We start from the raw sequence: 21572 nt of genomic DNA on the forward strand, positions 1-21572 counted from the left end.
AAATCCATCATGGCCGGATTGGATATCTGAAGAATCAGAACCCAAGCCTCAATAAATCTCTCAGGCTACACGTAACCCAAGAGATATCAATGAAAAATCACTGATTTAAGTCAGCTTTGCACTATCTAGGCTACTGTAATCATTTTCATCAACTTCGCCTTCTTCCCGTTCCGCTGTCAAATAAGCAGATGAAGCACCATTGTTACCAAAAATTCCTAACTGAACTCTAACTGAGCTACTGCTGCTTGATAATGCATCTGACTGCTGGGTAGGATGAGTACTTACAGCATCCTCAGAGCGCGATATTACTCTAATTTCATCTTTTATTTTCGCATGACCATGATTCATTTTTTTAATTTTGCTTGTTAATTCAGAAATGTCGATATTCAGCTTTTCTAATTCTTCTGTTAATTCCTCTAAATGTCTATTTAATTCCTTTTTGTTCTTCTTTTTAAGAGAGGAATCCTTCAATTGAGTTTTTACAGCATCAATCTGAGCTCTCAACATAGACGCTTGCAGCATCAAACTTTTCATAGGAGCCACAACTATTCTTCTGGACTCACTTCCCATATACGTTAATTTTTCAATGATAGTGTGTCGAGTATTAGCCAAGTGCTCTAACTTATCGGCATGTCTTTCTTTAAATGGAATTCCGCTATCAGGATGCGCAATAAAACATTCGAGGATAGGTTTCAACTGATTAGTAAATTGTATTAATCCCAACAAGTCTTCTGCAGGATATAAACCAAACTCATTAGTGAAATGAGGAGCCATAATAATAGCAAGATTTTCCCACGTCATTAGATTGGTTTCATGAAAACCTCCTGCTGTGTGCATCAAGTAACAATAGTGATAAAGAATTTCTCCAACACGTTGATGATCAAGTATTTTTGAAAGCAATAAAGAATCAATAAACTTATCCAGCAATTGCACTATTGCGTCTGTATTTTCAACATTATTCTCAGAACCCAATAGATTTTTTAATTCTGTCATAAAATGGTTGAGCAATGGATCTTTGGTCTTCAACAATACACTTTCTTTAAGAACTAAAGGCAACATTCCTAAAACATTATTCAGATGTAAATTATTTATTTGGCCATCCTCTAAAATATAATCCGCCAAATTCTCCACACTAAAATTCTTATCAATGACTTGCTCAAGCAATTTTTCTACTTCTTCTCTTGAGCCAGCCAGTCGGAATACTCCTACTCGATTTAATAGCTCTGGGTTTTGTGATACTAATTGGGCAATACAGCGAAACACATTGACAATCACATGGGTGCTATAGGGTGGTGGCATAAAAAAGTCTCCGATTAAATTTTGAACAAAGTATCATGGGATCAAAATTAATTCAATTATTCTCAATGAAATAAAAATCTAAATTTTTCCAGTTACATTAAAGTATTTTGTAAATTGAATTCGTCTCAAGTTTTACTCGAGCTGAAACTTATGTTCCACGATAAGATCTTGATTTTGTAATGCAAAACGGCCTAATAGAATAAGGCCGTTCCTGATTAATTTGAGGGAGAAAAGATCACTTTAAAATTTTAATCACTGGCAATATTGTTTTTATTACCCCAAAAAACTGCAAAATATAAATGATTAAAATAATCAAAACCAAAACATTTAAAAGACTTTTAATAGTCCCAGGCATAGGTATAAAAACATTAATTAACCATAGGCCTACACCAAAAACCACTATCACTGCGATTAAATTCAGTAAGTCATTCATAATAGTGCTCATTAGTGAACCAGTGCTTATATTATAGCAAATTCACAAACAATTTGCTTTTCAGCAATCTCAAAGAGTAATCTGGTAATATTAAAAATTGTCAATCATTTCCTTTATTTCTTTGATCTTAGTGTTCAAATCTTCAGGAACAACCCCACCACCTTGAGCCATATCCTCTCGACCTCCTCCTTTACCGCAAAGATGCCTTACTAATTGAGCTGCACTTGGTGCTTTACCAATAATATTTTTACTTACCCCGGCAATGACATTCATTTTATTCTGTTCAAGAGTAAACAATATTATCACCGCTGAATCAATTCTTGATTTTAATTGATCCATAGTGTGGCGCAGGGTTTGACTATCCATACCCTCTAACTGCTTAATCAATAAATTAATACCCTTAATCTGTTCCACCTCACCCAGAATATCTGCTCCAGATTTTTGCGCTTTTTCACTTAAAAGTTTTGCAATCATTTTTTCTTGATTTTTATTATCAAGCAGTAATTGGGAAATTTTTTCCTGTAGATTATTAGGTGTTGTTTTAAGAGTAGCTGCCAGATTATTCATACATCCCAGTTGTTCATTGACCCAGGCTAATGCATAACGACCCGTGACCATCTCGATCCGTCTGATACCGCTGGCAATACCATATTCTGCTATGATTTTAAAAAGACCTATATCACCAGTGCGCCGTGCATGAGTTCCTCCGCAAAGCTCCTTGGAAAAGTCACCCATGGATAATACCCGTACCGCATCGGAGTATTTTTCCCCGAATAAAGCAACAGCCCCACTTTGCCTGGCTGAGTCAATGTCCATTATTTGAGTTATTACTTCATTATTGGCTCGAATCTGTGCATTAACTATTTCTTCAATTTGCTGGATTTGTTGAGGAGTCAATGGCTCAAAATGAGAAAAGTCAAAACGTGCGCGTTCAGCATCGACTAAAGACCCTCGTTGTTGAACATGTTGTCCTACAATTTTTTTTAAAGCAGCATGCAACAAATGAGTTGCAGTATGATTTAATCGAATTGCATCACGTCTTATATTATCTACCTGTGCATGGATTGATAAATCTAAAGTGAGCTCACCTTTGATTACTTCTCCATAATGTACGACAGCTTGCCCTACTTTTTGTGTATCATCCACTTGAAAAGAAAATTCTTTTCCTATGAGCAATCCTTTATCTCCTACCTGACCACCACTTTCAGCATAAAACGGGGTATGATCAAGAATTACAGCCCCTTTTGCTCCCTTATTAAGAGATTTCACTTCTTTACCTTCTTGAAGTAATCCAATAGTCTTTGCTTCCATGGATTCTTTTTCATACCCATGAAATTCAGACTGATGATCCAATTGAGACACGGCGTGATAATCGGTAGTAAATTGACTGGCAGCCTGAGACTGCTCTCTTTGTTGCTGCATCAATTGATTAAATGCTTCCATATCGATATGCAAACCTTGTTCACGAATGATGTCTGCTGTCAAATCGATAGGGAAACCGTAAGTATCATACAATTTGAATGCCACTTCTCCTGATAGCTCCTGGCCTTTCAAATTTTTAATATGATCTTGTAATAAACGCAATCCTTGCTCCAAAGTACGGATGAACTGATTTTCTTCTTGCTGCAAGATCTTTTCTATATGCGCTTTTGAATTGATTAACTCAGGATAAGCATCCCCCATGACATCAATTAAAGGCTGAACAAGTTTGGAAAAAAACGGGCTGGGCAAACCTAATTTATTTCCATGTCTGACTGCTCTGCGAATAATTCTTCTTAATACATATCCTCTGCCTTCATTGCTAGGTAAAACCCCATCAACTATCAAAAAAGAGCAGGAACGAATATGATCTGCAATCACTTTTAAAGAAGTATGATTTAAATCGATACCGTAGCCCAATTGTGCTATAGCTTTAATCAAATACTGAAAACTATCAATTTCATAATTACTATGCACACCTTGAATAACAGCAGCCAAGCGTTCCAATCCCATGCCAGTATCAACAGAGGGCTTTGGCAAGGGGTGCAAACATCCTTCTCTATCCCTGTTAAACTGCATGAATACCAGATTCCATATTTCTATATAACGATCTCCGTCTTCATCTGGGCTGCCTGGGGGACCACCAGCTACTTCAGGTCCATGATCATAAAAAATTTCTGTACAGGGACCACATGGACCCGTATCCCCCATTGACCAGAAATTGTCTTTTTCTCCGCATCGAGAAAACCGCTCGGGAGATACCTTCATTTCCTTTAACCAAATATCTTCTGCTTCAAAATCCTCTTTATAAACAGTAACCCACAGTCGTTCTGTCGGTATGTGCAAAACTTCTGTCAGAAATTCCCAAGCATATTGAATGGCTTCTCGTTTAAAATAATCACCAAAACTAAAATTACCCAACATTTCAAAAAATGTATGATGTCTCGCCGTATAACCAACATTTTCCAAATCATTATGTTTACCACCTGCACGCACACAGCGCTGTGCAGTAACAGCTCGCTGGTAAGGACGAGTTTCAAGACCTAAAAAAAGATCCTTGAATTGCACCATACCTGCATTGGTAAATAGCAAAGTGGGGTCATTTGAAGGGATCAATGAACTAGAATCTACTAATTGATGACCGCGTTGAACAAAATAATTAAGGAATGCTTGTCTAATTTCAGAACTTTTCATTTTTTAATATTTACCAGTTAAATTAAGTAAGAAGATTTAACCTCTTTAAATACCTTTGAAATAACATCCCTATCAAATCCTCGATACAGCAAAAAGCGCTGCTGTTTTTGTATTTCACTATAAGAGAAATCATCCTGTCTCTTAAATTTTTTCTCCCATGCCCGCAAAGCATAATCGATCCAATTATCTCTTTCTTGCTGTAGAACATTTTGAATGAGATCTGGATCTATTCCCTTGTTTTTTAATTCCTGCCTGATCTTTAAAGGGCCATAGCCTTGATGAATTCGTGCTCTGATATAACTTTCTACAAAACGCCCATCGCTTTGATACCCAAGACGTTGGCATTCATTCAAAGCATTTTGAACATCATTGAGACTAAATCCTTTTTGCTTCAGTTTATCACATAACTCCATAGCGCTATACTCGCGCCTGCTTAACAGACGCAAGGCGCTATCGAATGCTTTAGTCATCTATAGTCTCAAAAAGATCTTCTGATGAACTAGCCAACACAGACAATTTTTTTTCAAGCAGTTCAGTACGGATTTGTTGTTCGAGCTCTGCAGCGACTTGAGGGTTTTCCTTCAAATATAATCTGACATTTTCTTTGCCCTGCCCGATTTTTTCCTGTTTGTAGCTGTACCAGGCACCTGATTTCTCAATTAAATTCAACTGAACACCCAGATTAATAATTTCACTCTCACGAGATATACCCTCGTTATATAAAATATCAAATTCTGTTACTTTAAATGGCGGCGCTACCTTATTTTTAACTACTTTAACTCGGGTTTCACTACCTAATATTTCTTCACCCTTTTTAATTGAACCAATACGACGAATATCCAAACGAACCGAAGCATAAAACTTCAAAGCATTACCCCCTGTAGTAGTTTCAGGGCTACCAAACATCACGCCAATTTTCATGCGTATTTGGTTAATAAAAATAACCAGTGTGTTTGAACGTTTAATATTAGCAGTCAATTTACGCAGAGCTTGCGACATCAGCCTTGCCTGTAAACCAACATGAGAATCACCCATTTCTCCCTCAATTTCTGCTTTGGGAGTCAAAGCGGCAACTGAGTCAATTATTACTACATCAACTGCTGCAGAACGCACCAACATATCAGTAATTTCCAGAGCTTGCTCGCCTGTATCCGGTTGAGAAACCAAAAGCTCGTCTACCTTCACACCGAGTTTCTGAGCATAGCTTGGATCCAGAGCATGTTCCGCATCGATAAAAGCTGCTGTACCACCCATTTTTTGACATTCAGCGATCACTTGAAGAGTAAGCGTTGTTTTACCTGAAGACTCAGGGCCATAGATTTCAACAATACGGCCTTTTGGCAAACCACCTATTCCTAAGGCAATATCAAGACCTAATGAACCAGTAGAGATTGCTTCGATATCCCGAGATACTGTGCTATCTCCCATACGCATTACGGACCCTTTGCCAAATTGGCGTTCAATTTGCGAAAGCGCCGCTGATAGTGCTTTTTGTTTATTCTCTTCCATAATTTATTCCAGATTATAATGTGTGCAAGGACAAAATTATCACACAGATATGGGCGAGCAGCAAACAGTAATCGTTATGTATTACTAAATAAAAGTAGCATACAACAATCGATTCCAGCCCTTTTATTTATAGGCTGTAGGACATAATCATTTATCCTAAAATCAAGGTGTTATCAGTTTGAGCTTCAAACCTTGATTTTCAGCTTGGCAATGGGGCAGTATAAACAAAGATACAGACAATCCAACACAAAAACCAAGGTTTTACAATCAAAATAACCAAAATGTCAGCTACTCATAATGCTGTGTCATAATTTATTGACCTTGAGATGAGTCAGTAATCTGGGAACAAAAATAACAGCAGCTAAAACAACACCACCGAAAAATAATAAATTGCTTGTTGAAAAGAAGGAGTTCTTTTTATCAGACACTTCGGTTGAAGATTTTTTTTCCGGTATAATGTTTCTCTCATCCACCTCGTTGTCCAAAGAGATGGTCTGAGGAGCAGAAGTGATTTCCTTATTTTCTTTATAACGACCAAGTAAGGTATTTAACTTAAGCTCATGGTCTTTTGCCTTTGATTGTGCTGATTCATAGACTAATTCTGTATCGAAAACTCCAAGACCTGACTGTTGCAAAAATTCTTCACTATGCTGATGCAATTTGTCTATTTCATTTCCGAATTCAATATATCTTGTCGTTGCATTTCTCCTTAATACATTGAGCTTGTTATGAGGTATGCTATCATCAAACTCCATATCCGGATTTTTTCTTACCTCTCTTGCCAAATTTAAAATGGAATAAACTATCTGAACACTATCATGCTGGCATTGCTGCTGAATTTCAGTGCTTGGCTGTGAAAAACCTTTATCACCAAAACCCTTAATTTCTGAAAGGCTGAGTAATTGCTCTTTGGTTCTATTGTAGACTGTTTCTTTGGAGTTATTTTCAATAAGAAGCCATTCTGCATAGGATCTCAGATATTCTTGCTCCACATAAAATTTTACTTGCTCAAAAACACTATCAAAAATGGTCATATCCATTGAGTCAGATTTTGAATTGGTTTCTATTTCCTTTAATAACTTCTCCGCGAATCCTAATAATTCATTCACCTCTTCGCATATGAGAGCGGCGTTTATTATCCCATCTTCACCTACTTTAAGTTTTGCGAGCTCAACATATTTTTTAATCTGGATATCAATCAGATCACATAAAAACTCAAACAACCTTGTATATTGACTCATATTTTTTTCCTATTTTTTAAATCAAATAAATTATTATACTTCTTGTGCAACTTTAGTTATTCAGTTTAAAACAAGAAACACATTTTCGAGGATCCGTAGATTTGCATTGTCAGGACTTACGAAAATACTTGCGTTACAGCTATAAAACAAAATACACTGTTTATGCAAGAGATTTATTGTAATTTTTATTAGCTGAATGGCAAAAACAAGAATTTGAGATCAAATAATAGAATTGAAATAATATAAACTATTGATATTTTATTAATCTATGTTTTTAAAAAACTATTCGGTTAGCCACAGATTTTTTTAAGAGTAGAAAGAACTCCATTTAAAGCATATTGACAGGCAGCCAAACGTATTTCTTGCCGGCCTCCAGTGAATTGCTGCCTTGATGTTTGTTGAAATTGATGACGGACTACCCAGGCAAAACATACAGTACCTACAGGTTTTTCAATACTGCCTCCTTCTGGACCTGCGATACCAGTAACCGATACAGCGATATTACCCATACTATGTCCTAACGCGCCAACAGCCATAGCCAACGCCACTTCTTCACTGACTGCCCCATGGGCCTGTATTAGCTCGCGAGCAACAGAAAGCATTTCTTCTTTAGCTAAATTACTATAAGTAATAAAACCACGCTCAAACCAATTTGAGCTTCCAGGTATTTCTGTAAGGCAAGTAGCAATTAAACCTCCCGTACAAGATTCTGCAGTAACTAATTGCCATTTGGCCTTTTTTAAATAGGTAGCTATTTCATCAACCAGTACCGAGAAATGATTCATACCTTTCACCTATAAAAAACCCCATAAAACTTCTATGGGGTTTTCTTGATAATTAAATAAATAACACTGAAATTAATCTTATTGGCCTTGGCCTTCAGTAGAAGGTTGGGCTTGGTTATTTCCAGTATTTTCACCACCTTGTTGTTGCTGATCAGTTGGTTGTTGTTGCTGTTGTTGATCAGTCTTTGTATCGGCTGGTTTTGAGCTCTCACCGCATCCAGTTAAAAATAATGCTAGGCAACTAGCTGCAGCAATCATAGCTAAACGATTCATAATCACTCTCCCTATTTATTTTTTGTAATATCACGTTAATTCTAGCAAATATTCTCATTAAGTGAAGAACTTATCTTCTGAACTTCAAAAATAAAATTGATATTTTGCTCCAGTATGTTAAATTAAATGGCATAAACAAGTCTTGGTAATCATTTTGGTAAACTCGTAGTAATTTGCGAATTTTAAAAATCATACTAATTTTTATGACACATTAAGATTATATTTGATGTGCTTTTGGGTCATATTGACTATATTATGCTCATAAATGCCAATGCCAGCAATATGCCTTACTGACTTCACACAACACTTTTGTTAAAATTGGGGCAATTTCAATTAGCTCAATCACTATGGCTAGCTCTCACACACCAATGATGCAGCAATATTTGCGCATTAAATCAGACTATCCAGACATGCTTTTATTTTATCGCATGGGTGATTTTTATGAATTATTTTTTGATGATGCCAAACGAGCGTCACAACTTTTGGATTTAACGCTGACTCATAGGGGGCAATCTGCTGACAAACCTATTCCCATGGCTGGTGTTCCCTATCATGCAGTAGAAAACTATTTGGCACGATTATTAAAAAAAGGAGAATCCGTAGCCATCTGTGAACAAATTGGAGATCCAGCTACCAGCAAAGGGCCTGTAGAAAGACAAGTAACAAGAATTATTACTCCTGGCACAGTAACAGATGAGGCATTATTAGATGCCAGAAAAGATAATATTTTGTTGGCCATACATAACCAAAAACAAAAAATTGGTATTGCATGGGTTGATTTAGGTGGTGGTCGTTTTCATTTGCAAGAATTAATAGAAGAGCATCAGTTAAATGCAGAATTAATGCGCCTGCAACCAGCAGAAATCCTCTTCAAAGAATCAACACCCCTTCATTCATTTTGCTCTAACTTTCCTGTTAAACTCAGACCAGGATGGGAGTTTGATGCAAACAACGCACATAAGTTATTATGTGAACAATTTTCAGTGACGGATCTCTCGGCCTTTGGTGAACAAAATTACCCCACTGCCTTGATTGCAGCAGGCGCTTTATTAGCTTATTTAAAAACCACTCAAAAACAGTCATTACCACATCTTACAACACTTACTCTTGAACAATCCGAGGATTACCTGCAACTGGACGCATCCACTCAAAGACATTTGGAGCTTTTTGAAAATATACAAGGTGGTAGTGAACACTGCTTGCTTTCTGTATTAGATAAAACAGCTTGTGCCATGGGAAGCCGTTTACTCAAACGTTGGCTGGGAAAACCATTAAAACAACATGCAATCATTCAAACACGACAACAAGCTATTAAAGAAATTATTTTTCTTCAACAGGACGTTTCACTTCATCAGCTTATTAAGCAATGCGCCGATGTTGAGCGCATTGTATCACGTGTTGCTTTAAAATCAGCACGCCCGCGTGACTTGGCTTCGTTATTGCAAACACTAACACTGCTTCCAGCAATCCATAACGAATTACAAGAAAACAAAGCCTTGTTAATCAATGAAATCAAGAGAGAAATAAGTCCTCTCCCACTGCTACAACAACTGCTTGCAACTGCCATTATAGATAACCCGCCAATGCTAATACGAGATGGAGGAGTCATTGCTCCGGGTTTCGATGAAGAACTGGATGAATTGCGTAATTTAAGCAACAATGCTCATGAAACACTAGAGAGACTTGAACAGGAAGAAAAAAATCGCACAGGATTATCCACTCTAAAACTAGGTTACAATAGTGTGCAAGGGTTTTATATTGAACTTTCAAAAGCACAAGCTGAAAATGTACCTCCTCATTTTCACAGAAAGCAAACTTTAAAAAATGTGGAACGTTATATTACTCCCGAACTAAAGTTGTTCGAAAACAAGGTGCTTTCAGCTCAATCCAAAGCATTGGCCCGTGAAAAATGGTTATATGACCATTTACTTGAAGAAATTCAGCAATACATACCTCAATTATCAGATCTTGCAAAATCCTTGGCACAATTGGACGTATTGGTCACGCTTGCTGAGAGGGCGCAAAGTTTGAATTGGAATTGCCCAAATCTGGTTCCTGAATCAGGCATTATGATACAAGCCGGACGACATCCTGTTATTGAGCCATTATTACAAGAACGATTTATTGCAAACGATTTGGAGCTTAAACCAAATCAAAATATGCTACTAATTACTGGGCCAAATATGGGCGGTAAATCAACTTATATGAGGCAAACCGCATTAATCGTACTGCTTGCACATGTTGGAAGTTTTGTCCCCGCTGATGAAGTGACATTAGGCCCATTAGATCGAATTTTTACCCGCATTGGGGCCAGTGATGATTTATCCTCGGGACGTTCAACATTTATGGTGGAAATGACCGAGACCGCTCAAATATTAAGGCAGGCAACTGACCAAAGTCTCGTATTAATCGATGAAATTGGTCGCGGCACCAGTACCTATGATGGAATGGCATTAGCTTATGCAAGCTGTGCTTTCCTTGCATCAATAATTAAAGCTTATACTTTGTTTTCTACCCATTACCTGGAATTGACCGAATTACCCACACAATTCTCTTGTATTCGTAACGTGCATTTGCAAGCCTCCATAAATACAGGACAAATTGTTTTCTTATATCGTGTTGAAGAAGGTTGCGCGAATCGTAGTTACGGATTAGAAGTTGCAGAATTGGCTGGTATACCTAAAGAAGTGCTAAAGTTGGCGCATGAACATCTGAATCAGATACAAGATACTCAATCTGTCCAAGTCCAAGCTCAAATAACAAAGCCTCCTGCCTCTCCAATTTTAACTGAATTAAAAAAAATTGATCCAGATAGATTAACTGCCAAAGAAGCATTGGATTTAATTTATAAGTTAAAACACTTGGAGTGTGTAGAGGGGATAAACTGATATAGTTGTTACATGAACAGGTTTACATATTTTATCATACTAAGCATTTTGTGTTTTCCATTGTTTGCTCAGGACAAAAAAACAGCACTCTTTGAGATTTATGGTATAAAAGGAAAAGTCCTTGCTAATGTAGAAACTCGTTTAGATGAATTGGGGCAGATTAAACCATTAAGCCAGTTTACCCCAACGGAACTTCAAAACCAAATTAATAAAGCAATTCAACCGTTTGGATATTTCAAAGCGGAAATCAGTATTAATAGCATCAATAATAAAATTATCATACAAGTTCAACCTGGGTCTCAAATTCGTATTGCCTCCATTAAAGCCGAGCTAACAGGAGAGGGAGCACAAAATCCATCATTACAAAAAACTCTAAAAGAGTTACCGCTGCATATTGGAGATCCCCTGTTTTCAGAACAATACGAAAAAGCAAAACAAAATATCACCAATGCCGCAGAAAATATGGGGTATTTACACGGCGTATTTAAAAAAGCTGAAATATTGATAGATGAACACAAAAAATCGGCTCAAATCACCTTAATTTTTGACACTGGGCCTCAATACTATTTTGGCCAGGTACAATTTGACCCAACCTATATTTCTCCCCGACTATTACACCGTTTCGTACCATTTCATCCTGGCCAACCTTATACCACAGATCAAGTGTTGAAATTGAATGATTATTTATCGAACAGTGGCTATTTTAATTCTGCGCTGGTAAAGCCCCAAATTACTGACGCGCAAACAGTACCTGTCATTGTTCATTTGCAACCCGTACCTAAATATTCCTATTCCTTTGGTCTTGGCTATGGAACAGATACAGGAGTCCGTGGAAAAGCAGCTCTTCATGTGATTCCAGTCAATCAACAAGGACATAAGTTTAATGCTGTAGCTCAAGGCTCTTTCAGGCAAAATGCTTTACAAGCCCAATATGTAATCCCTGGGGAAAACCCTGTTACCGATCAATATGCCTTGACCGGTAATTTTTCAAATTTAAACTATAATGCAGGTTACAGTAATGCTACTCTCTTATCCCTGAGCCAATTACATAATGTGAATCAATTTCAAAGAGCACTTTCACTTAATGCTCTGTATGAAAGTTTTCATTATTCACAACAACCCAATACAGATCAATTCTTGCTCTATCCCAAAGCTAATATCACTTTAAGTAAAACTAAAAATCTCTTGTTTTCGCCATCTGGGTATAATATTACTTTTAATGCGCTGGGGGCGAATAAGGCCGTCCTCTCCCATCTGAATTTTGGACAACTTTCTCTGGATGCCAAGGCAGCACTCACATTGGATTCACTGCATTTGCGTCTGTACGGACATACCATTCAAGGTATCACAGCAATCAATGATATCAATGAATTGCCACTTTCCCTGGCATTACTCTTGGGAGGAACTGACAATCTTAAAGCCTATAGTTTTAACTCTATCGGACCAGGAAAAATTATCACTTATGGTGGCTTTGAAATTCAAAAAGAATTCAAAAAAAACTGGTATCTTGTTGGATTTTACGATGCAGGAGACGTTTACAATCCATCTGTCAAAAACATTCAATACGATATTGGAGGCGGACTAATGTGGGTTTCCCCTATTGGACCAATTAAAGTTGGATTAGCCCAGGCAGTTAATAATCAGCTGGAGAGAATAGGACACAATCCAAGATTAGTTATCAGTATGGGGCCAGACTTATGATGATATTAAAATTTATAAGAAAAGGATTTTACTACTGCTTAATAACAGCAATTTGCCTGATTAGTTTCATTATCTTTTTAATTTCAACTACACCGGGGTTATATGCAGTAATTAAATTAACCCATTTTTATCTTCCCGGCACTCTTAAAATTCATCATCTTAAAGGACGATTACTTGACCAATTTTCTATTGGCGAAATGGAATATCAAGATCAAAACACTAAAATAACAATTTCAAATCTCACTGTTAACTGGCATTTAAGCTCATTACTTCACAAAAAATTGCCTGTTGATAACATGAGCGCTGAAATGATTGAAATAAATCAAAAGACACCCATACTGACACTGAAAAAAATAAAATTAAGTGGTTATTTAAACCAACAATTACTTACACTCGATACACTTCAAGTTAATTATTCGAATCAATCAATCACTGGCCAATTAGAAATTAGTAGCTCATTTCCTCATGCATTTTCAGGAAAAATTCGTTTAAATCCCCATTCTACAGACAGCAATATGTTATCAGGAAGTTTAGATATTGGCGGCAATTGGAATCAAATGCAATGGGGAGGTGAATTTGAAGGTCCTGGAAAAATAACAATCCACGGCAGTCTTCAAGAATTGAAACAAATAAAACAAGTCATAAAATGGCGAGACTTACACTGGCAAGATAACAAAGAGCATGATTTAAGAAGCCCACAAGGAAGGATTGAGGTATTGGGAACAATTCCAAATTTAACTATTGACTTAAAATCCAAACTTAGCATAGATCAATTAAAAAATTGGCAAATGAACGCTTTCATTAAGGGCAAGCTGCCTTGGCAATGGAATATCGATGCTACATTCTCTCAACCATTAGATTTCTCATCAAAACTTGATGGTTTATATACAAAGTTATCCTTGAAAATGGAAACTCAAAATAGCAATCATGCCGACTTTCTGATCACGATTGCTCCGGGTCGTTATCAAATGACAGAAAACGATTTGATGCCATTAATACAGTTTACTGGTGGCAGTATTAACGGCTCTCTTTCCCAAAAACAATTTAGTGGGCAAGGAGTTCTCTTTCTCGACTCATATAAAAAAGTGAATTTAAATTTTAAATTCCCGGAGTTTAATGTCTACCAAAATATAGCACAGCAAACAATTGATGCTGAACTATCCATTCTTTTTAACTCTCTGGATTTTTTGCAAAATGTTAGTCCTTATTTAATGAATCCCAAAGGACAACTTCTCGCCTCCATTCATGCAAAAGGAACTTTAAACAAACCAATAATTGAAAGTAAATTCACTTTAAACAAAGGCTCAGTCAACATCCCTGCTTTAGGTCTCAATATCACTGATATGGGGTTAAGTGTTTTTAGCAAAAAAGATGAATGGGAAGCAACGGGCTCTATTCATTCATCTGAAAAAAAACTAATATTAAAAGGACAAGGTAGTTTCAATAAAGAGCTTGGTGGAACTGTTTCAATAGAAGGTTCGAATTTTCCGATTGCTGACACTAAGGAATTTCAGGTTAATATATCCCCACAGTTAAAAGTGCACTTTACTCCATCACTATGTCAAATCACTGGAACTATCCAAATTCCTAATGCTCATATAAAACCACAAACATTTACCAATAGTCTTGTGGCTACTGATGATATTGTATTTACAAGCAAGAATACCCAACCGATTACCCCACTCTTTAATACCGACATGTCGGTACGAGTTGAGATGGGAGAAGAAGTTGAGCTGACATTTAAGGGATTGCATGCTTATTTGGCGGGTATAGTTACAATCAATCAATTATCGCAAGGACCCATAACGGCAAATGGTGAGTTAACTGTCAAAAAAGGAGAATATAAAGCCTATGGCCAGGATTTATCTATTGAACAAGGACAATTAATTTTTACAGGCGGTAGAATTGATAACCCAGAAATTAATTTAAGAGCATCGAAGAATATATCCAATTCATTTGGTAGTGTATCAGGATCCTCTGAGCTGTTTAATTTTAATAATTATAATAACCTCAATGTTGGCAACAATTTTAATGTTGGGGTCGAAGTAGCTGGACGATTACAATCGCCTAAAATTCAATTATTCTCTAACCCTCCAACACTTTCTCAAGCAGATATCCTATCTTTTCTTGTAATAGGCCGCCCAGCCAATCAAGCAGATAAGGCAAAAGGCCAATTACTTTTAACAGCTATTTCCTCAATGAATTTAGGTACAGGAACTAATGGAACCCAACTGCTGGAGCAATTAAAACAAAAAATAGGATTCGATTTTAACGTACAAACAACAACCAATTTTAATCAGCAAACCAATAAAATTAGTGAATCAACGGGAGTTGTGGTTGGAAAATCTCTTTCGGATCGAATCTATTTAAGTTATAACGTCGGTTTATCTCAAACAGATCCTAACGTATTAACCTTAAAATATATATTAAATAAATTTTTGAGTATCCAGGTCAGCAGTAGTGATTCGGGTAATGGCGTTGATATTTTTTATACTAAAAGCACGCCATCACCAGAAAAAGCAAAACCTGGCAAATAGAACCTTAATCCATATTGTCTAAGGATGTAATAAATGAGTGAATATAATTTGCCTTTAAGATTATCTCGTTTAAGAAAAAACGCCATGTCAAGGTCATTAGTAAGAGAGACGAGGCTGCATACACAACAACTGATCGCTCCATTGTTTATTAGCGAATATTTAACTGAAGCAAAAGAAATCAGCGCTATGCCAGGCCAATTTCAACTAGGTCTCAATTGTATACCTGAGGAAATTGAAGCTTTATCAAAATTAGGCATCCCTGCAGTCCTCTTATTCGGCATCCCTAAGAAAAAAGACGCTTGTGGCAGTGAATCAATGAATAATAATGGAATCATTCAACAAGCAATCAAAAAAATTAAATCAGTGAATAGTGACATGTTAGTGATCACTGATCTTTGCTTTTGCGAATACACCGATCATGGTCATTGCGGGGTTCTGGATGGCAGTCAAATTAATATCGCTTCTACCTTAGAGTTATTAGGAAAACAAGCAGTAAGTCACGCTGAAGCTGGTGCTGATTGGGTTGCCCCCAGTGGTATGACAGACGGAATGGTTTTAGCTATACGCCAAGCACTTGATACTGCCTCATTTCATGAAATTCCTATTTTAAGTTACAGTGCCAAATATTGCTCGTGCCTTTATGGGCCTTTTAGAGAGGCAGCGCAAGGTGCACCACAGTTTGGTGATAGGAAAGCGTATCAAATGGATCCGGCAAATAGTGAGGAAGCTGTAAGGGAAACCCGATTAGATCTGGAAGAAGGCGCAGATATGATTATGGTTAAACCAGCCGGTTTTTATCTTGATATTATTTATAAGCTCAAACAACATTTTACTGAAGTACCGCTTTGTGCCTATCAAGTCAGCGGTGAATATTCAATGATAAAAAATGCAGCAAAAAATAATCTAATCCATGAAGAACAGGCAATGATTGAAAGCCTCATTGCCATCAAACGTGCTGGTGCTGATTTTATTATATCTTATTTTGCTAAAGATATGGCTAAGTTATTAAACTCACAAAATTGTATTTAATTATGAGTCAAATCAATCAAATCAAGAACTATAAAACGGCTATGTAAAGAGAAAGACTTGCCTCATCTATAACAAATCCCATATAGTAAATGGGATTGGTTTTGCCCAATCAACTACAATCTAGAAGGAGAAATCAATGAATTTAATGCTTAAAGGTTTATCGGCCTTAGCAATTAGTCTCGGTGCCGCAACAACTTTTGCAGCTCCAGCTTATTTAACAACCCATAACAGAACTGGTGAAGAATCTAATGCCTACATAGCAGGCAGCATCCCCTCTCTTTACCCAACAGCAGCTTACTCTACTAATCAAGTGTATTGGAATTTAGTAAAATTGGCTTGCTATGGACATACTACTAATAGCCAATGCCCTGCCCTTATCAAAATGGCAACCAATACGGCTAACCCAATTGATATTGGATACGTTACCATGGATCTGAATACTGGTGACATTACTCCCAAGACTCTATCGGCTAATGGCTACACGCTGAGAGCAATAGGACCTGGAGAAGCTGAAATTACTAAAAATTAGTCCATTTTCTCCATTTGTTTTGAATAGATTATGTAGGTTGAATGCTAATACAACCTGCATAATCAATATACTGTAAATACTTACGCTCATACTAATTAAGATTAATTATCTCAGACCACGCCTATCAAAACGTCATTTATCTCGATACACATAAAACCAACAAAGCTTACGCAAGCCCTATGGTCAATGCAATATATTTTTCTAACTGATTGAATTAAAAATTTTTTTTAACGAAGGGATTAGGTTTTTTCGTAAGTTCTACTAATAAAAAAGCCACGGATATCACGTGGCTTCTAACAAGGTCAAGAGACAGGCCTTATTTAGTCGGTGCTGGGGGCTCTTTATCAATTACCCAAGTTGCTTGCACGCCTACTAAATTGGCACCTGCAGTTCCAGTAGCTGTAACGTTATAGCTGGTTGTTGCAGTAAACGCATCCGTTCTGTTGATAACTGGATCACTTGAAGTGAATAAATGAGTATATCCGATATCAACACCAATATTATTGGTTGCCTGATAATGAGCACCTGCAGATAAAGCCCAACGATCTGTATCCGGTAAACGAACGTCTCTATCAATATCATTCGTAGGCGTTGGATCATACCCGCCACCCACACGGAGCATTAATTTGTCATTGACATGATAGTTAGCACCAATTGCCACCCGCAAAGTATCGGTATAATTCTGTGGTGATATGCTTATCGCCTTGACTTGCGAGACACCTCCAGCTCCAGGCGCAGGTGGAGTTGCAATTCTTGGGGCAGCTACGTTAGTAAGTTGTACCGTTTTATAGCTGCTCCATGCCGTGTAAACTAAAGAGCCTAACAAGGCAAATTTGTCATTAACATCGTGATAAGCACTAATAGTCACTACATCCGGTAAATCAATTGCATTACTAAATAAATCATCACTTTGAAATACGCCCGGTGCCGGGAACAAAAATGGCACTAATATATTACCAGGACTTGCCAATGGCCCTGTTAGCCGGCTATAGCCATAGAATTCATGCCTCATCTCCGACTGATAGTTTACACCTAGACGAGTATGATTATCATTAAACATACCCAGAACCCCCACATGAAAACCTACCCCAAATGAATGTCCTTTATTGTAGGTCAGTGAGTCAGCTGACATAGGATTAAGATCTAAAGCATTAAATATATTAGGTGCGCCAAGTACACGATTATATTTAACTCGGGCATATTGCAGATCCAAACCAGCACCTAAAGCAACGTGCTCTGTTAATCTACCCCCAATTTCAGGTGAGATATTGGTGGTAATTAACTCAGTAAAAGTGGCTTGATAGCGCACTGGAGAATCTGGCCCCCAATCCGTTGCCAATCCAAATGGTGATACAACACTTAACCCAAACGTAGCATTTTCACCCAGTGGCAAGGCATAATGAAACGAGGGCACAAAAGCATCCTCAGCCCCATTGATATTATTGAACACTTCAGAATAAACAAAAGAAGGGGCAGGACGTGGATTAATCGTTGAATAAGTACTAACCCCGCTTAGCTTGGCAGTTGGGAATACGCCGACACCGGCAAATACGGCTTGCTGATCACGAATGAGTACTAAACCAGCTGGATTGTACCAACCTGTAGAAGCATCCGCTGCCTCTGCAGCTACACCAGCAGCAAAGTTACCTGTTGTATACCCAGCACCCTCAGTATACAAAGAGAATCCGCCTGCATGTAACGCACCAGTAGCCAGAACTCCGAGGACAGCAGTACTCACTAAAGTTCTTAGGGGTTTGTGCCTAATTTTCACTCCACACTCCTTACGTTTAATTACATCCCAATTCATGGTATTAAAAATGATAATAAATGAATTTATAATGATTTAAAACGGTTGAAAAGATTTATTTCCTTTTTTATTAAATAATTAAAAAAGTTTTAATCATAATGAGTTAATTAAGAAAATCATGGCAAACTTGAAACCAGATGGTGAATTCTTGTCCTAACATAATTGCATCTAATATTTGCATTGATCATCCAATGCATTCTCTCAGTGTTTCCTGAAAAATTCTTTTTTAAATTAGAAGCGTAATCTACTTGTATAAATACTTTAGTCCATGCTAATGTGTATTAATTTTGAGCGGAATACTAATCATGCAACAAGTAGTCATCAAATTTGGCGGCACTAGTGTTTCAACCCGAGCCACTTGGAATAATATCGCTGCAATTACACAAAAACATCTGAGTACAGGTGTTCAACCAGTTATAGTCTGTTCTGCTTTAACTCAAATTTCCAACAAACTTGAAAAAGCCATAGAAGCAGCCCTTCTTGACGAGCATCATAGCCTTTTCAATGACATTCAGAGCAGTCACCTGAATCTGGCAGAACAATTAGAAGTAAACCATGAATTAATTGCTGCCGATTTGCACCAATTACAGCAATGGCTAACTGGAGTTTCCCTGCTCAAACAAGCGCCTGCAAAAACACATGCACAAATTTTAAGTTTGGGTGAGTTGATGATGACCCGTCTTGGCCATGCTTTTCTTGAAAAACAAGGGATAAGAGTGAAATGGTATGATGCCAGAGAATTGTTAACCAGCATACCGACCCTTGGTAGCGAAACAATGAATTATCTCTCGGCTCGTTGTGAGAGTGAATACGACTCGGCATTGGTAGAAAAATTTCTCTCCAGCGGGGCTCAAGCCATTATTACCCAAGGTTTTTTTGCTGCCAATCCTCAGGGTGAAACCGTTTTGCTTGGTCGAGGAGGCTCTGATACTTCAGCAGCACTACTTGCGGGCAAACTACAGGCCGCTTCTTGTGAAATATGGACTGATGTTCCAGGCATTTATACTGCCAACCCGCATCAATTACCCCACGCCCGATTATTAAAGCAATTAAATTATGATGAAGCTCAGGAAATTGCCTCAATGGGGGCCAAAGTTTTACACCCCAATTGCATACCACCTGTTCGAAAAGCCAATATCCCTATGGTAGTCAAATACACTCACCTGCCTGAACATTCAGGAACATTGATTACCAAAGACATTGATGAATCGGCGCCTTTAATAAAATCCATCCAGGTTAAACACAGCATTCTGCTAATTTCTATAGACACTCTGAATATGTGGCAACAAGTAGGATTTCTGGCTGATGTATTCGCCGCTTTTAAAAAGCATGGGTTTTCAGTTGATTTGCTTTCTTCTTCAGAATTTAATGTTACCCTATCCCTGGATGTTAATGCCAAAATTCATGACAGGCCGGCAATCAATGCCTTGCTCGACGATTTAAACCAATTTGGACGAGCCAAACTGATAGAGCCCTGTAGCGCAGTCAGTTTGGTAGGTCATCATATCAGAACTGTATTACCTCATCTTGGCCCGGCTTTGGAAGTATTTGAGGCAAAACAAGTATACCTGATGTCTCTGGCATCGAATGACCTTAATTTGACTTTTGTTGTTGATGAATCACACGCCGATAAATTATGTCAAAGATTGCATCATCTACTAATCGAAAGTAATCCTCAAATATTTTATTACTCCAAAAGCTGGCATGAAGAATTTGGCAAACCCAATGTTCGCCCAACACCTTGGTGGGAAATTGAAAGAGACCGCTTGCTTACAACCAGCGCAATACATTCTCCTTGTTATGTATACCATAGTCCCACCCAGGCAACTCGTGCAAGACAATTATCTGCTCTGGAATCAATTGATAGCTTGTTTTACGCTGTTAAAGCGAATCCATTCCCCTCCATTTTAAAAACTCTGGAAAAAGAAGGGATAGGTTTTGAGTGTGTTTCTATTCAGGAATTGGAATTGGTGTTAAAACTGTTCCCCAATATTAAAAAAGAAAGAATTTTATTCACACCCAATTTTGCCCCCAAATCCGAGTATGAATTTGCTTTGCAAATAGGCTGTTATGTGACTATTGATAGCTTGTACCCTTTGGAAAATTGGCCTGAATTGTTTAAAGACCGCGAAGTAATCGTTCGCATAGACCCGGGCACAGGAGCTGGCCATCACAAGCACGTTTCTACAGGTGGGAATGAATCCAAATTTGGTATAACACAAAATGACATAGGCCAGATCCTATCACTAACCAAAGCCAAGCACATTAAGGTTATAGGCTTACATGCTCATTCTGGTAGCGGCATACTCTCAACGGATTTATGGCAACAAACTGCCGTGATGCTTGCCTCCCTAACCGATCAATTTCCTGAAGTACGTTCAATTAATTTGGGTGGCGGTCTAGGTATTGTAGAAAAACCGGGCCAACATCCCATTGATTTTGCTGCGCTTGATGCGCAATTAATGGCAGTAAAATCTCAATATCCAGGATTGGCAATCTGGCTTGAACCAGGTCGCTTCTTTGTAGCTGAAAGTGGTGTCATTCTTGCCAAAGTCACTCAATGTAAAGAGAAAGGAAAAGTAAAATTTATTGGTATTGAAACAGGAATGAACTCATTGATAAGACCCTCCTTATATGGAGCCTATCATGAAATTGTAAACTTGACTCGTCTGCATGAAGAAAAAGCGGGATTCGCCCATATAGTTGGCCCAATCTGTGAATCGGGAGATACATTGGGTTACGATCGGTTATTGCCGGTTACCAAAGAAGGCGATGTGATATTAATTGCAAACACTGGTGCCTATGGTCACTGTATGAGTTCACATTACAATTTAAGACCACCTGCTCAGGAAATAGTTCTGGAATAAT

15 protein-coding genes are annotated in these 21572 nt (G+C 37.7%); 6 read left to right on the forward strand and 9 right to left on the reverse strand.

Annotated features, from left to right (window positions below; all coding sequences use genetic code 11):
• Window positions 1–105 precede the first annotated feature (105 nt).
• The 8 genes from EL201_RS09195 to EL201_RS09235 form a co-directional block, all read right to left on the reverse strand.
• On the reverse strand, window positions 106–1299 hold the full coding sequence (locus tag EL201_RS09195; protein ID WP_027221981.1) for a Rho GTPase-activating protein: 1194 nt from the start codon (window positions 1297–1299) through the stop codon (window positions 106–108).
• Between the two features lie 235 nt (window positions 1300–1534).
• The gene (locus tag EL201_RS09200) at window positions 1535–1732 is read right to left on the reverse strand and encodes a Thivi_2564 family membrane protein (protein WP_027221982.1); all 198 of its coding nucleotides are present in this window, start codon (window positions 1730–1732) and stop codon (window positions 1535–1537) included.
• 90 nt (window positions 1733–1822) lie between these two features.
• On the reverse strand, window positions 1823–4405 hold the full coding sequence (alaS, locus tag EL201_RS09205; RefSeq protein WP_027221983.1) for an alanine--tRNA ligase: 2583 nt from the start codon (window positions 4403–4405) through the stop codon (window positions 1823–1825).
• A gap of 17 nt (window positions 4406–4422) precedes the next feature.
• Window positions 4423–4875 carry a recombination regulator RecX gene (recX, locus tag EL201_RS09210; protein WP_027221984.1) on the reverse strand — a complete coding sequence of 151 codons (453 nt, stop codon included), beginning with the start codon at window positions 4873–4875 and terminating at the stop codon, window positions 4423–4425.
• Complete coding sequence (gene recA / locus EL201_RS09215; protein ID WP_027221985.1) at window positions 4868–5914, reverse strand: recombinase RecA; 1047 nt, start codon at window positions 5912–5914, stop codon at window positions 4868–4870. Before recA ends, recX begins: the two co-directional genes overlap by 8 nt.
• Before the next feature lie 305 nt (window positions 5915–6219).
• Window positions 6220–7155, reverse strand: coding sequence for a hypothetical protein (locus tag EL201_RS09225; RefSeq protein WP_027221986.1), 936 nt, complete (start codon window positions 7153–7155; stop codon window positions 6220–6222).
• Window positions 7156–7445: 290 nt separating this feature from the next.
• The gene (locus EL201_RS09230; RefSeq protein WP_027221987.1) at window positions 7446–7940 is read right to left on the reverse strand and encodes a CinA family protein; all 495 of its coding nucleotides are present in this window, start codon (window positions 7938–7940) and stop codon (window positions 7446–7448) included.
• A 78-nt stretch (window positions 7941–8018) separates the two neighbouring features.
• The gene (locus EL201_RS09235; RefSeq protein ID WP_027221988.1) at window positions 8019–8213 is read right to left on the reverse strand and encodes a hypothetical protein; all 195 of its coding nucleotides are present in this window, start codon (window positions 8211–8213) and stop codon (window positions 8019–8021) included.
• Window positions 8214–8560: 347 nt separating this feature from the next.
• On the opposite strand from EL201_RS09235, the gene mutS reads away from it, so the two are divergent.
• The 5 genes from mutS to EL201_RS09260 all read left to right on the forward strand — a co-directional run bounded on the left by mutS (window position 8561) and on the right by EL201_RS09260 (window position 16897).
• Window positions 8561–11101 carry a DNA mismatch repair protein MutS gene (mutS, locus tag EL201_RS09240; protein WP_027221989.1) on the forward strand — a complete coding sequence of 847 codons (2541 nt, stop codon included), beginning with the start codon at window positions 8561–8563 and terminating at the stop codon, window positions 11099–11101.
• Window positions 11102–11113: 12 nt separating this feature from the next.
• Window positions 11114–12802: an autotransporter assembly complex protein TamA gene (locus EL201_RS09245; protein WP_027221990.1), complete on the forward strand. Its 1689-nt coding sequence runs from the start codon at window positions 11114–11116 to the stop codon at window positions 12800–12802.
• Window positions 12799–15339, forward strand: coding sequence for a translocation/assembly module TamB domain-containing protein (locus EL201_RS09250; RefSeq protein WP_027221991.1), 2541 nt, complete (start codon window positions 12799–12801; stop codon window positions 15337–15339). The genes EL201_RS09245 and EL201_RS09250 overlap by 4 nt, the downstream gene beginning before the upstream one ends.
• Window positions 15340–15372: 33 nt before the next feature.
• Window positions 15373–16368: a porphobilinogen synthase gene (gene hemB / locus EL201_RS09255; protein WP_027221992.1), complete on the forward strand. Its 996-nt coding sequence runs from the start codon at window positions 15373–15375 to the stop codon at window positions 16366–16368.
• A gap of 136 nt (window positions 16369–16504) precedes the next feature.
• Window positions 16505–16897, forward strand: coding sequence for a hypothetical protein (locus tag EL201_RS09260; protein WP_027221993.1), 393 nt, complete (start codon window positions 16505–16507; stop codon window positions 16895–16897).
• 316 nt (window positions 16898–17213) lie between these two features.
• Here the strand turns inward: EL201_RS09260 and EL201_RS09265 are convergent, their stop codons facing one another.
• A complete protein-coding gene (locus EL201_RS09265) occupies window positions 17214–18668 on the reverse strand; it encodes an OmpP1/FadL family transporter (protein ID WP_027221994.1) in 1455 nt (484 codons plus the stop codon).
• A gap of 341 nt (window positions 18669–19009) precedes the next feature.
• Between EL201_RS09265 and EL201_RS09270 the strand changes: the two genes are divergently transcribed.
• On the forward strand, window positions 19010–21571 hold the full coding sequence (locus EL201_RS09270; RefSeq protein WP_027221995.1) for a bifunctional aspartate kinase/diaminopimelate decarboxylase: 2562 nt from the start codon (window positions 19010–19012) through the stop codon (window positions 21569–21571).
• The last annotated feature ends 1 nt before the right edge of the window (window position 21572 follow it).

The sequence above is a fragment of the Legionella pneumophila subsp. pascullei genome, assembly GCF_900637585.1.
GTDB classification, from domain to species: domain Bacteria; phylum Pseudomonadota; class Gammaproteobacteria; order Legionellales; family Legionellaceae; genus Legionella; species Legionella pascullei.